Source organism: Chryseobacterium sp. Leaf405 (assembly GCF_001425355.1).
Lineage (GTDB): Bacteria > Bacteroidota > Bacteroidia > Flavobacteriales > Weeksellaceae > Chryseobacterium.
Genome location: NZ_LMQN01000018.1, coordinates 39,372 through 54,393 on the forward strand (window position 1 = coordinate 39,372; position 15,022 = coordinate 54,393).

Sequence of the window (15,022 nt, forward strand, 5' to 3'; positions counted from 1 at the left end):
CAAAATTAAACAAAAACAGGACACCATTCCGGAATCCTGCATTCATTTATTTTCTATTAGGTTTACCAGAACCTTACGTAAAGTGCAGTCAGTAAAAGTAAAGTAACTACAATCAAAACCAACGTTCTGTTGTCAACTTTGAACATTGTTGAATCAATTGCAAATGCTTTTGGATTGACTTTCGGACCAGCAAGACTTATCAGAATCATCACCAGAATCGTAAAGAAGAATGACCATCCCATATTAATCAAAAACGGAATTTCTGTAATGGTGTGAACTACTCCATTTTCTAATTTTTCATAAGTAAATGCGGTGTATAACCAGGTTTCTTTACCGAAAATATCTACTGCAAAACTGTTGAAGAAAATTGCTAAGACAAATCCTAAAATCACACCAACCAAAGCCGCAGCTCCAGTCGTTCTTTTCCAAAACATTCCCAAAAGGAACATGGCAAAGACACCCGGACTTATAAATCCTGTATATTTCTGGATAAATGTAAATCCTCCTTCGCCACCGATTCCCAAAACATCGGTCCATGTAAACACTAAAGCGACAAACATCGCAATGATAATTGCCCAACGTCCTGTTCTCACCATCTGGATTTCGGTTGCATCTGCTTTCAAATATTTTTTATAAATATCCAATGTAAAAATCGTGGAAATACTGTTCACTTTTCCGGCTAAAGATGCTACGATGGCTGCCGTCAAAGCTGCTACAGCAAGACCTTTCAGACCTGTCGGCAAGAATCCCAAAATGGCAGAATAGGCACCGTCTTTCACACCGTTGAATCCCGGCAAATGTCCTTTCGTGTACAAAACATAAGCAGCGATTCCCGGAAGCATCACAATGATTGGCATAAACAATTTTAAGAATCCTGCGAATAAAATTCCTGTTCTTGCGGTTTTCAAATCTGCTCCTAAAGCACGTTGCGTGATGTATTGGTTGCAACCCCAATAATTCAGGTTTACAATCCATTGTCCTGCAAAATACATTGCCAATCCGGGTAAAACCACATATTTCTGAACATCTAAATTTTCAGGCATTGCTAAAGTTGTGGTTGTTTTTGTAGGTTTGTCAAGCATCAATTTAAAATGTTGAGGAGCCTCGTTCATCAACGTCTGAAAACCTGCAAAAGCATTTCCTACAGTCGCTCCGTTAATTCTCTGGTCAACAATCTGAAGCGCCATATACACTGTAGCAAAACCGCCGATAATTAAAACTGCTACCTGAATAACATCGGTGTAACCAATTACTTTCATTCCGCCAAGACCAATTAATAAAGCCATTAGAAGCAATCCGATCATAATGATGTGAAGATTGTCTCCGCCTAACAAAGTATCAATTGCCAAAGCACCCAGATAAAGAATTGAGGTAAGATTCACAATGATATACAAAAACAGCCAGAATACCGCCATAATCAAAGAAACCGATTTGTTGTAACGGGTTTCAAGAAATTGAGGCATTGTGTAAATCTTATTTTTAAGATAAATCGGAATGAACCAAATGGCAATAATAATCAATGCAAGTGCGGCAATCCACTCATACGCAGCAACGGCAACTCCAACAAAAAAACCTTCGCCTGACATTCCGATAAACTGTTCGGCAGAAATATTTGAAGCAATTAAACTCGCCCCGATAGCCCACCAAGTCAATGAACCTTCCGCCAAGAAATAATCTTTACTGCCAGTTGTTCCGGATTTCTTTTTATTGTAAATCCATATTCCATAACCGGCTACCACCACAAAATATACAAGAAATATGATGATATCTATTGTTGCTAAATTTCCCATAATTATTTTTTAACTGAGAATTTATAAATCGTTTTTGACTGATATTTTTGTCCGGGTTTCAATTCTGTTGATGGAAATGAAGGCTGATTTGGAGAATCCGGAAAATGCTGAGTTTCCAGACAAAAACCTGTTCTGAATTCATTTTTTCCACCAGTCTTAGTATCGAATTTTCCATCCAAAAAGTTTCCGGAATAGAACTGAACGCCTGGTTCATCAGTTAAAACTTCCATCATTCTTCCTGATTCAGGATGATAAACTTTTGCAATGCTTCTCAGTCCGCTTCCGTTTAGAATCCAGTTGTGGTCATAACCTTTCCCTTTTTTCAATTGATCGTCTTCTGCATTGATATCTTTTCCAATAGCCTTTGAAACCGTAAAATCAAACGGACTCCCCTTCACTGCTTTCTGTTCACCAGTTGGAATCAAAGTTTCATTAACGGGTGTGAATTTATCTGCATTAATCTGCAATTCGTGATCAAGAATTGTTTTTGAGAAATTCCCTGAAAGATTGAAATACGAATGTTGCGTCAAGTTAACAACCGTCGGTTTATCGGTTTCCGCTTCGTAAGAAATTTCCAAAGCATTGTCGTCTATTAAAGTATACAAAACCGTTGTCGATAATTTTCCGAGATAACCTTCTTCGCCATCTTCGCTTATATATGTCAGTTTTAAAGTTGGAAATTTCGCATCTTTTACAGGTTCAATGTTCCAGAATTTGGTATGAAAACCTTCTTTTCCGCCGTGAAGACTGTTCGGTCCGTCATTTTTATCGATGTCGTAGATTTTGCCTTCCAAAGTGAATTTGGCATTTGCAATTCTGTTTCCGTAACGGCCAATCAAAGCTCCGAAATAATAAGGATTTCCATTGAAATAATCTTCAGGTTTTGTAAAACCTAAGACTATATCTTCGTATTTTCCGTTTTTGTCGGGAGCGGTGAGTGAAGTGATGATTCCGCCAAAATTAATGACTTCCACCTTCATCCCGTTTTTATTGGTCAGCGTAAATTTTTTGATAGAATCACCTTTTGCCGTCACTCCGTAATCTGAGACCTGTATATTTTCCATTTTTTCTTTTTGAGGCTGATTATTATTTTCTTTTTTATTGCATCCGAAAATACTCAAAAGTGCAACAATAATCAGGTTATAACTTATTTTTTTCATAGTCTGAATAGTTTTGCAGGTTTAACGATAATAAATCCCGTTCCAGCGAAGCGTATTCTTGAAATCACGAATTTTCGTGTCTTCATCAATAACTACAGATTCAATTCCTGCAATTTCTGCGAAATCTTCCAACTGTTCTGCACTGATATTTTCGCTGTAACATGTGTGATGCGCTCCTCCTGCTAAAATCCAGGCTTCAGCGGCAGTATACAAATCCGGAAGTGGTTTCCAAAGTACCCTTGCAACAGGAAGTTTTGGAAGTTCTTCAGTAATTTCTAACGCCTGAGTTTTGTTGATTAACAGTCTGAAATGATTTCCAAAATCCATTAAAGCAGCATTAAGCGAATTGATATTTCCTCTTGAATTGAAAACCAAACGAACCGGATCCGCTTTACCGCCAATTCCCAACGGATGAATTTCGCAAGACGGTTTATCTACTGCTAAAACTGGGTCAACTTCCAACATATGCGAACCTAAAACGGACGGATTTGATGGATTTAAATGGTAGGTATAATCTTCCATAAAAGCGTTTCCGCCTTCCAAACCTTGTCCCATTGTTTTCATAGCACGAACCAAAGCGGCAGTTTTCCAATCGCCCTCACCTGCAAATCCATATCCTTTTTCCATTAATCTTTGAACCGCAATTCCAGGCAATTGCTCCAATCCGTGAAGGTCTTCGAAAGTATCAGAGAAACCTTTGAAATTTCCGTCTTTCAGGAATTTTTCTAAACCTAATTCGATTCTTGCTGCAGCTTCAAGCGATTTTCTGTTTGCACCTCCAAAGAGAAGAGATTCTGCCATTTTATATAAAGATTCATATTCTTCCACCAACGTTTTGATTTCTCCATCGCCAATAGAATTGACAACGCTGACCAAATCTCCGATTCCCCAAGTGTTTACCGAAAAACCAAACTTGGTTTCTGCTTCCACTTTGTCGCCATCGGTCACGGCAACGTATCTCATATTGTCTCCGAAACGGGCAAATTTTGCACCTTGCCAATCGTCCCAACCTGCTGCAACTCTGCTCCAGTCGCCGATTTGTTTCTGAACTCTTTCTTCAGCCCAATGTCCAACAACCACTTTTCTGTTTTTGCGGAGACGGCTTACCATAAAACCAAATTCCCGGTCGCCGTGCGCTGCCTGGTTGAGGTTCATAAAATCCATATCCATCGTAGACCACGGAATGTCCTGATTGAACTGTGTGTGCAAATGCAACATTGGTTTTTGCAAAGCGGTCAGTCCACGGATCCACATTTTTGCGGGTGAAAACGTGTGCATCCAGGTTACAATTCCGATGCAGTCTTTGGCGAAATTAGCAGCAGTTAGTATGTCGAAAATTTCTTCCGTGGTTTTTACTGTTGGTTTTAGAACTACTTTTACAGGAATTTGTGAAGAAGCGTTTAAAGCTTCCACGATTTTCGCTGAATGTTCTGCAACCTGGGCTAATGTTTCAGGACCGTATAAATGTTGGCTTCCGGTAATAAACCAGATTTCTTTGGTATTGAGAGATGTTAACATATTTTTAGTTGATTGTTATCGGTTTTTAGTTTTATGTTTGTCATTCCGAGAACGAGAAATCTCTATTGATTATACTTAATTAAGATTCTCTTCACTACATCACGTTTCTTTCAGAATGACAGACTTTATTTAATTCTATTACTGTCCGTAATAGGCGTTTTTGCCGTGTTTGCGTTCGTAATGTTTTTTGATTAATGAATCCTTTAGTCGTACAGCATCCGGGTTGATTTGTTTTGTACGATATGCCATTTCTGCAATCGTTTCCAGAACTTTGCTATTGTAAACGGCTTTGTCGGCATTTTTTCCCCAGGTAAACGGCCCGTGATTTCCGATAAGAACCATTTCCACTTCTTCGTAAGACAACTCTTTTTCTTTGAAACATTCCAGAATCTGGATTCCGGTGTTGTATTCGTAATTTCCTTCGATTAAATCATCACGCATTGGCGGCGCGCACGGAATATCCGAAATTAAATGATCTGCGTGTGTCGTTCCGAAAATCGGAATGTCCATCTGAGCTTGCGCCCAGGCGACGGAATAGATGGCGTGCGTGTGCGAAATTCCACCGATATTTTCCCAGTTTTTATAGAGATAAGCGTGGGTTTTGGTGTCGGAAGATGGTCTTAGATTTCCTTCAATGACGTTAGCATCGTAATCTAAAATCACAATATCTTCAGGCTTCAGCAATTCGTAAGGAACGCCGCTTGGTTTAATGGCAAAAATTCCTTTATCACGGTCAACAGCACTGACATTTCCGAATGTGTAGACGACCAGCTTCAAGGCATCGAGCTGCATATTGGCTTCGTAACATTCTCTTTTCAGTTCTTTATAGATGTTCATTTTATTGAAATTGAAAGATTAAAAATTATATAGATGACAAAATCTTTACAGCGAATTGCCCGCAGCCCGGCTTGAGCGGAAATCCTTTTTTTGCGTTGGGAAAAGCCTTGGCAAAAAAGATTGGGAGCGGAAGACGGATTAAGCTGCCATAATCATTTTAGTTTTCGGTTGTCAGTTGATGGTTGTCGGTTTTAAAATTGTCATCAACTACAAACTGCAAACCGTCAAATTTTTCTTTGATTTGATATGATTTTCAGTGAAATCTGCGAGAATTTGATATTGATTCATCAGTTCTGCATATTTTTCTACGTGTTCTATTTGTGGGAAATATTCGGCTTCGAAATCGGAACCCATTTTCCGGCTTGCTTCCTGAACATTGGGATAAATTCCTGCTGCAACTGCTGCGTAAATGGCGGCACCCACAGCCGGCGCTTGGTCTGATTCTGCCACTACAATCGGCATATTGAGAACGTTGGCCAAAGTCTGCATAATGAATGGTGATTTTCTGGCGACACCGCCGATTCCGATCACTTTTTCTATTTTTACGCCTTCTTCTTCGAAACGGTCAACGATTTTTTTGGAACCGAAACAAATCGCATTCACCAAAGCTTTGAAAATATGCGGTGCTTTTGTGCCCAATGACAGATTGTTGATGGCCATTTTCAGTTCCTGATTGGCATCAGGAGTTCTTCGGCCGTTAATCCAGTCCAGAGCGATTGGAACAGATTCTGACAGTGGAATTTTTTCTGCCTCTTGCGCTAGATTTCGAATTAAATTGTTTTCTAATTCTTCCTTCAGCAATTGTTTTTGTTTATCATCAATGATATTGGAATTCATTAAAATATTTTGAGTCGGCCACATCAAAATGTCTTTAAACCAAGCCAAAACATCGCCGAAAGCGGATTGTCCCGCTTCCAATCCCATTAATCCAGGAATTACTGAACCATCGACCTGTCCGCAAATTCCTTTGACGGTTTTGTCGTCGATAATTTCATTGGGAGCCACCATAATATCACAGGTTGACGTGCCCATAATCCTAATCAGTGTATTTTCCTCGACTTTTGCACCCACTGCTCCGGAATGTGCATCGAAAGTTCCGACTGCGATGACAGTATCGGTTGTTAATCCTAATTTTGTTGCCCATTCTTCATTCAGATTTCCTGCAATTTCATCTGAAGTGTAGGTTTTATCATACAATCGGTCACGAAGTTCTGCTAAAGATGAATCCAATTGACCAAGAAATTCTTTGGAAGGAAGTCCGTTCCACGACTCGTGCCACATCGCTTTGTGACCCGCAGCGCAACGGCTTCTCTTAAATGTTGCTAAATCCTGGTTATCGGAAAGTAAGAATGTAATGTAATCGCAATGTTCCATCCAGCTGTATGCTGAGTTTTTCACCGCTTCATCTTCTCTGCTGATATGAAGAATCTTTGCCCAAAACCATTCGGAAGAATATATTCCGCCTTCGAATTTAGTGTAATCTTCTCCACCCCAGTTTTTCGCCAAATGATTGATTTCTTCAGCTTCAGTGATAGATGTATGGTCTTTCCACAGCACCATCATTGCATTGGGATTTTCTGAAAACTCTGGCAAAAGTGATAAGGCAATTCCATACTTATTCACAGGAAGTGGCGATGAACCTGTCGTATCAATACAAATACTGACGATATTTTCCGGTGCTACTCCACTTTCTTTTACAACGGTTGAAATCGTTTTTTTCAAACCTTCGATATGGTCAAGCGGATGCTGTCGAAACTGATTAACTTCGGGTTTACAGAATTTGCCGTCTTTCCATCTTTGATAATAGCTTACTGAAGTGGCAAGTTCTGCCCCATTTTCGGTGTCTATCAAAACCGCACGAACCGAATCTGTTCCATAGTCTAAGCCGATAACGTACTTTTTCATTAACAAAAGTGATTAATTTGATTATTATTTTTAGCTCTTTTCAAAATAACAGATGCAATGAATTACATTACGCAAAGAATTGCCGATAAGTTTTACTTTATCCTAAAAAAAGCTTCTGTTTTTTGTTTTTGAGCTAAAACAAATATAATAATCTATTTCAAATAAATGTAATATTTACACTTAATTTTAATTTTTCCTTTGTTAATGGTCATTTGGAGTTATTTAATTTTTAAAATAACCAGAGAATTTACAGGAATTTCAACAGAAATTTTCCCCTTTTTGATACTTTGAATTTCCTGTTTTGGAGTGATGGTTTCCGACTGGAAATTATTTTCATCGGAAAGTCCTAAGGAAGTCAATATAATTTTCGTCATCTGACTGCCCGATTTTATATTTTTCGGATTGATTTCAACCGAAGTTTGTTGCACGTTTGAATTGACAATTTTGATAATGATCTCACCTTTTTTACTGTCTTTCACCGCCGATGCATAAAGATTATTCTGACCTGTCAAAGCTTTTCCGTTTTCTAAGATTTTAATTAAATCGGTTCCTTTGTTATTGGAAAATAATTTCTGAACATAATAATTCGGAGTTGCGTAAGATTTCAGATTACTGAACCAAATCAAATCCGGCGTCCACTGCCAACCGTCTGCGTGTGCCAAAAGCGGTGCATAGGAAGTCATTGTCACAACATCAGCATTACGTTCCAACCCAGTCATAAAAGCGGCTTCGGAAAGTGCAGTTTGCCAGTTGTTTTTGTTATCCGGCTTGACAACGCCAACAGATTGCGCCGCATATTCTCCGGCAAAAACTTTTGGTCCTTTTCTGTCGTATTTATCGTATCTGTCTGCATTTTTTAAGAACCAATCAGGAGAATTATAGTAATGTTCGTCAACGATTTGTGCATTCAGTTTTTTAAGTTCTTTCCAGCCATAATCGAAGAATTCTCCGTCAGGCGACGGTCCGCTTCCTGAAATGATTTGGATGTTCGGATATTTAGCATGGATGGCTTTTTCAAAAATTTTGTATCTCTCAATGTAATCTTCGCCCCACTGCTCGTTTCCAACACCTATGTATTTCATATTAAACGGTTTCGGATGTCCCATCTCAGCACGGATTTCCCCCCATTTTGTGGTGGAATCTCCGTTTGCAAATTCAATCAGATCCAAAGCATCCTGAACGTATGGATTTAAATCTTCCATTTTCACCAATTCTGCGGTGTTGAACTGACACGCCATTCCGCAACTTAAAATCGGAAGCGGTTCTGCACCCAAATCTTCTGAAAGTTGGAAATACTCAAAAAAACCAATTCCGAAAGACTGCCAGTAATCAGGCGTGAGACGGTGAGCAAATCCATTGTTCCATTTGTTGATGAGATTTTCTCTGTCTTCCACTTTTCCGACTGTTTTTTTCCATTGGTAACGTTCTGCCAAAGTTCTTCCTTCCACAATACATCCACCGGGAAAACGTAAAAATCCGGGTTGCAGATCGTATAATTTCTGCACTAAATCTTTTCGCATTCCGCCTTTTCTGCCTTTCCAGGTATTTTGTGGAAACAGTGAAATCATATCCATATTCGCCACACCTTTTCCTGTGAAAGTGAGCTGTAATGTTGCTTTTTCAACCGTCAATTTCGGAGAGAAAACCAAAGTATATTTCTGCCAGCCTCCGCCTTTAATAATTGTTGAAACGGTTGAAATTATCTTTCCGTTTTCATCAATGAGACTTGCATTAACCGCTGATATATTGCCCGAAACGTTTTCTAAATTAAAACTGAAATCATATTTTTCATCCTGATGAAGCCCGATTCCTCGGAAACCTTCATTTTCCAGAGAATAGTTGTTATCATTCCAAACCGTGATTCTTGCGTAGTTTTTATTGGTTTTAGACTTGTCGGTTATAATCGTCAGAAATCCGGAATCCAGATTCAGAGACAATGTTTTTGTGTTGAGTTGTTTCCAACCGGTTAATGGCTCATCAAACTCGAAACTCCGGTTTTTGATGAGTTCTGCGTACAATCCACCGTCTGCGGCAAAATTGATGTCTTCGAAGAAAATTCCGTACATCGTGGGCTGAATTTTGATGTTGGTGGAAGTTCCGTCCAAATCGAGAAAGTGCTTTTTTACATTTACATTTTGAGCTGAAAAGAAGGCTACACTTAAAGCAAATGCGGTTGCGAATATTTTGGATTTTGTTTTCATTGTTTAAAAGATTCAGGATCGTTTTCAGAAATTACTTAACCTGTAATTGTAGACTTTTCAAACCTGATTCATCAGAAGTTCCACCGTAGAAAATGGTATAGTTTCCTGTTTTTGAAGCTAAATCATCCACTTTTTCATCATAAAATTTGAACGAATCATTAGAAATAGTAAGCTGAAAATTTTTCGTTTCACCGGCTTTGATGAAAACTCTTTCGAAAGCCTTCAAAGTCTTTACAGGAGCGGAAAGATCGTTATTTCTTTTTATGTAAACCTCAATTACTTCTTCACCATCACGTTTCGAAATATTTTTAACAGGAATGGTAATCGTTAGATTTTCAGTTGTATTAATGGTGTTTTTGTTCAATTTGGCATCATCATAATTAAATTTAGAGTAACTTAAACCGTGACCGAAAGCATACAAAGGTTTTTCTGTCATATAACGGTAAGTTCTTCCCTGCATATCATAGTTTTCAAAGCCCTGATGTTTGCTGGTTTTTGACAGATTGTTATCAAGTTGTTCCAGATTTTTATAAAATGTAATCGGTAATTTTCCTGACGGATTGTAATCGCCCGCTAACACATCCGCAACGGCCGTTCCACCGGATTGTCCGCCGTACCAAGCATTTAATAATACGTCATAATTTTTTTCATCTTGTGCCAAGCCAAGTGAACTTCCCGTACACAACACAAAAACGACAGGTTTTCCGGTTTTTCTTAACTCTGCCAACAACTCACGCTGAACTTTAGGGAGCTCGATGGATGTCTTGTCGCCACCTTTGAAACCTTCTGCACTCACTAACATTTCTTCACCTTCAAGACTTGGCGAAAGTCCACCTGCGAAAATGATAACATCAGCACCTTTCACTTTTTCCTTTACTGAAGCGTAATTCACAGGGTCTTTTCTGTAAACATCGAAAGTGATACTTACATATTTTCCTTTTTGAGTGTGACGCAATTCAATGTTATACTCCTTTCCTTTTTCCATTTTTACAGGAAATTCTGAAGGATGTCTTGCATCAGGACCTTTTCTGGTTGCGATTTCTTTCCCATCAACAAAAAGTGTGTAAACATCTGATGTTGAAGCAGAAAAGATAACATCACCAGTGTATAAACTTTTAAAAACACCGGAAATAATTGCCGAAGTATTTTCTCTGCCAACATTAGGTGCAAGTTGAGTTCCTCCAAAACTGTTATAGCTGATTCCTGTTTTATTGACTGAAATATTGGCAGATTTTCCTTTGAATTCATTGTTATTAAAAAACTCCACTTTCATTCCTTTTTCGCCGTTTTTCTGGCTTAAGAAATTTTGGTACAATGAAGTTCTGGACGATGGGTCTGCCACTTCACTTCCTTTTTCATAAATGATTTCGGCATTTGGGAACTTGGTTTTAATTCCATCTAAAATCGTTACAATCGAGGAAGGTGTTCCGTTGTAATTTCCTAACTGCATCAAGCTGTCATCAGCGTTTGGACCGACAACCGCAATCTTTTTGATATTTTTGCTTAAAGGCAAAACATTTTTATCGTTTTTCATCAGCACAATTGATTTTTGTGCCATTTTCAATGCCTGTTTTTTATGTTCTTCAGAATCTACAACGGTGTATGGAATGGAATTCCAGTGCACTGAAGATTTCGGGTCGAGCATTCCTAATTCAAACCAACCTTTCAAAATTCTTCTCATTGAAATATCGAGGTCTTTTTCTTTGATTAAACCGCTTGCCAACGATTTATTTAAATTATTATAGGTACTGCCACACTCCAAATCTGTGGAATGTTTCAGAGCATCTGCTGCCGTGCTTTTTTCGTCAGGATGCGTTCCGTGGTATTGTTTCTGATAAAAATCTGCCAACGCCCAACAATCGGAAACGACCATTCCGTCATAATTCCATTTTCCACGGAGAATTTCTGTCAATAAAGTATTGTTGGCGCAACAAGGCTGTCCGTCGAATGCATTGTAGGCGCACATCACCTCCCTCACATTTCCTTCTAAAACTAATGCTTTGAATGCTGGAAGATACGTTTCGTATAAATCTCTTTTGGAAACTTCTGCGTTATAAGAATGTCGGTTCCATTCCGGACCGCTATGAACGGCAAAATGTTTGGCGCAGGCGTGGGTTTTAAAATATTTCGGGTCATTTCCCTGCAGACCTTTTACTGCTGCAACGCCTAAAACGGAAGTCAGATAAGGATCTTCGCCATAGGTTTCCTGACCTCTTCCCCATCTGGGATCACGGAAAATATTGATGTTCGGTGTCCAAAAAGTCAGACCTTCGTAACGTCCTGTTTTGTTGGATTCATCGAAAGATTTATTATATTTTGCCCTGGCTTCATCAGAAATCATTTCAAATGTTTTCAAATGTTCAGGAACATCCCAGGTTGCCGCCATCCCGATTGCCTGAGGAAAAACGGTAGCTGTTCCTGCTCTTGCGACGCCGTGAAGTGCCTCGTTCCACCAACCATACGCCGGAATTTCCAAACGGGGAACAGCTTTGGAATTATCCATCATCATTCCTATTTTTTCGTCAACCGTTAATAATCCGAGAAGATTTTCAATTCTTTGTTCGACGGGAAGATTTGGGTTTTGGAAAGGATATTTGAAAGTTTGTGCCGATGATATGGCAAAGACGAAAATCGATATATTTAAGAAAAGTTTTTTCATGAGATTAGTGAAAATTTCTAAGTTAATGTTTTTGTAAAAGCAAGCAGATTTTGCCTTTTTGCAATAAAACAAATATAAGATTCCATTTTAAATAAATGTAAAAATAACACTTATATTTACTTAAACGTAAAGCCACCAAATTGATTTTGATGGCTTTGGAGAATTAATTGATTTAAATATTACTGTTTAATAAATTTCTGTGAAATTATTTTCGTGCCTTTAGAAGAAACCTCGATGAAATAAGTACCTGCAGAAAATTCGTTGATGTCGATACGATTTTTTCCTGCTGTCATTTTCAATCCGAATTTTATTACTCCACCTCTTGAATCGAAAATATTTGCAGTTGCGTCTGTTGCTTTTAATTCAACAAAAATTTCTGATTTTGCAGGACTTGGATATATTTTAACCTCATCTTTTTGTAGATTGTTATTTTCTACGGCTAATACAGAGAAATTAAGAGGAAGCATGGCAGCTGTATACACATTTTCTTCTGTAAGATATGCACGGAAAGGATTAATCATTGGCTCACTTCCCGCCGAAACTTTGTAAAATCCCGTCACGCCTCCTTCTGTTTTTAAAACGTAACTGTTAGCCGGAACCCTGATGGTTTGATAAACGCCATTCATCTGGTTTACCGCAATTGCTTTTGGCGTAGAAACATTACCCGTACCTGTAAAAGTAACATTTCCTGTTGCATTGATAAGTACCGGGGTGTTTGCAGGAATTGTTCCGCCCGAAATGGCTGAACATGATATTCCTGTAGAACCTGGTGACATTAGATAAACATTCACGCCTGAAGGAATGTTTGCTTCAAAAGGCAACAATAATACTTCATAACCGCCGAAAACTCTGCTGTAAGTAGCTGCAGTCGCCGAAAAATTAAACGGAACCTGAAAATCTTTCCCTGAATCAGATAACGTAAGCATGTTGCAGATATTTCCGGAAACGACGTTTGTATTGCTGTTAGCTACAGAATTATTAACATAAAACAAACTGTTTAGATTTTGAGAAGCATTTATCCAATTTGATGTTGAATTAATTCCGGTAACATTTCTAAAATCTAATGACGTGTAATATTCATTTTCTAGTGCATCCATCAGATTACTATCAGTCGAAGTGTATGCGGATTCGAATTTTGAAGCTCTTTCGTTTCCTACATTAAAGTAAACGTCACCCAAATTTAGTGTTAAAACAGAACTGTAGTTTCCGCTTCTCAAACCGATAATTCCTTTACATCCAAATGGAAGAACAGACCTTGAAATATCAAATACCAAATTGAAACTGCCTGATCCCGGCGCCGGAAATGCAACACTTCCGTAATTATAATTTCTCAGTGTACCATTACTGTCAACATAATACAAAGTTGTGTTTGAAGAACTTTGGGAACCTGTTGTTGTATAACTTAAAACATTAAATATTAGTTTATTATATCTATCATTTAATGCTATATACCCATTCGATGCAGTAGTATTTGAACTGATAAGAGGTGTAGAATTATAAAATGTAACCGTCTGACCAGATAGCTGATAGCCTGTCCCAAAAGCCGGATTTGTTGTAGTCTGTGTTTCAATTTTATTGTAATGGACCTCGGTTCCCGTCATTGTTGAAACAGGTCTATCTCCACTTTTATTAAAAACAAACGTCATTACACTCGAAGGGCTCACAGTAATTTGCGGTCTGAACGTGTCAGCAGGAAATGTAAATGGAACTGAAGCCATATCCGAAGTTTGCGAAGTCGTCGTACTTGTTCCTGAATTTGTAAAAAACGGTAGATCTGCTTTCAGGTTATAAGTGTTCGCAGATGAATTGATGACCACTAATGTAATCTGATTTCCGTCCTGCGAAATATAGGATGATCCTTCTAGTGAACCGTTGACTACTTCCCACTTAGCATCAATTCTTCTCTTACCTGTTGTTGTTTTTGCAAACTGAGACAAAATATATCCTCTTTTTGTCATCTCACCGGCAACAGTTCCGTTGGTTCCGTCACCCATCATTCCGTAATATCTTTTTGAAGCGTAATGAATCCAAGCGTTGATATTGCCCAACATTGCATTATTCACACTTCTCGCAAAAGTAAAACCGTCAATTACCCAGCTAAAATCTCTTGCTGGAATACTGGAATTGGAATTCCAGTTGATCAGATATTCGGTCTGCCAAATTTGTTTATTATTATTTTGAAATTGCTTGTAAACAGACTGCATATTTCCATACTGATGTCCGCCATAAACTTCAAAATTAGCCATCGTTGCCGTATTCAAAAAGGCGTTGGCGTAATTATCTGTAAAACCTACACTTTCCGGAGCGATAACGTTGCAGTTAATCAACTGACCGTAATCTCTCACAAAAGCTGCAATCTGCGTCGGTGTCCAGATGCAGCCTGCATATTGCGCCATCTCATCCGGCTCGTTTTGAATGGAAATATAATCGAGCGTCACGCCGTTTGTCGCAAGATATGTCACGAAACTATTAAGATGCAAAGCGTAATCCTGATAGTGTTCAGGCTTCAAATATCCTATTTGCTGTATGCCGTTTGCGTCAACAAAAACTGCATTTGAATTATTATTGGTTTTCCACGCTGCTGGCATTGTCCACGGGCTTGCAAAAACAATCAGTCCCATCGCTTTCGCCTGCTGTGCCGTTGCTAAAACCTGTGGCCAGTTGGCAGGATCTTCCGGAATATACAACCTCAGCATGTTGTACCCCGCATCGGTAGCGCCGGTTCCCCAAAGTTTCTGAATTTCTGCGGGTGTCATATGATTGTACGCAAACTGCGGACTGCAGACAAATCCTCCAAATCCTGTAATGTTCTGATAAGTAATATTCTTATCAATTTTTACTTTTGCGTTCTGTGTACTCTGTGCATTAAAATTCTCCATGAATACAATACTTGTCATAGCAGCAAGTACTAAATTGACGATTTTTCTCATAGTAATAATTTGATTTTAATTT

The 15,022-nt window shown here is 38.6% G+C and carries 8 protein-coding genes; all 8 read right to left on the reverse strand.

Features of this window, described 5'->3' with window-relative positions; all coding sequences use genetic code 11:
• Positions 1 to 62: 62 nt before the first annotated feature.
• The gene (locus ASG22_RS18250) at positions 63 to 1,790 is read right to left on the reverse strand and encodes a sodium:solute symporter family transporter (protein ID WP_055987739.1); all 1,728 of its coding nucleotides are present in this window, start codon (positions 1,788 to 1,790) and stop codon (positions 63 to 65) included.
• 2 nt (positions 1,791 to 1,792) lie between these two features.
• Positions 1,793 to 2,950, reverse strand: a complete 1,158-nt coding sequence (locus ASG22_RS18255) for an aldose epimerase family protein (RefSeq protein WP_055987742.1) — start codon at positions 2,948 to 2,950, stop codon at positions 1,793 to 1,795.
• 21 nt (positions 2,951 to 2,971) lie between these two features.
• Positions 2,972 to 4,468 carry an L-arabinose isomerase gene (gene araA, locus ASG22_RS18260; protein ID WP_055987743.1) on the reverse strand — a complete coding sequence of 499 codons (1,497 nt, stop codon included), beginning with the start codon at positions 4,466 to 4,468 and terminating at the stop codon, positions 2,972 to 2,974.
• Positions 4,469 to 4,606: 138 nt separating this feature from the next.
• Entirely contained in the window at positions 4,607 to 5,305 is a 699-nt protein-coding gene (locus tag ASG22_RS18265; RefSeq protein ID WP_055987746.1) for an L-ribulose-5-phosphate 4-epimerase, read from the reverse strand.
• 207 nt (positions 5,306 to 5,512) lie between these two features.
• The gene (locus ASG22_RS18270) at positions 5,513 to 7,210 is read right to left on the reverse strand and encodes a ribulokinase (protein WP_055987748.1); all 1,698 of its coding nucleotides are present in this window, start codon (positions 7,208 to 7,210) and stop codon (positions 5,513 to 5,515) included.
• A 218-nt stretch (positions 7,211 to 7,428) separates the two neighbouring features.
• The gene (locus ASG22_RS18275; RefSeq protein WP_055987750.1) at positions 7,429 to 9,411 is read right to left on the reverse strand and encodes an alpha-L-arabinofuranosidase C-terminal domain-containing protein; all 1,983 of its coding nucleotides are present in this window, start codon (positions 9,409 to 9,411) and stop codon (positions 7,429 to 7,431) included.
• 31 nt (positions 9,412 to 9,442) lie between these two features.
• The gene (locus ASG22_RS18280) at positions 9,443 to 12,070 is read right to left on the reverse strand and encodes a glycoside hydrolase family 3 C-terminal domain-containing protein (RefSeq protein ID WP_055987753.1); all 2,628 of its coding nucleotides are present in this window, start codon (positions 12,068 to 12,070) and stop codon (positions 9,443 to 9,445) included.
• Between the two features lie 179 nt (positions 12,071 to 12,249).
• Positions 12,250 to 15,000: a T9SS type A sorting domain-containing protein gene (locus ASG22_RS18285; protein WP_055987755.1), complete on the reverse strand. Its 2,751-nt coding sequence runs from the start codon at positions 14,998 to 15,000 to the stop codon at positions 12,250 to 12,252.
• Between the last annotated feature and the right edge of the window lie 22 nt (positions 15,001 to 15,022).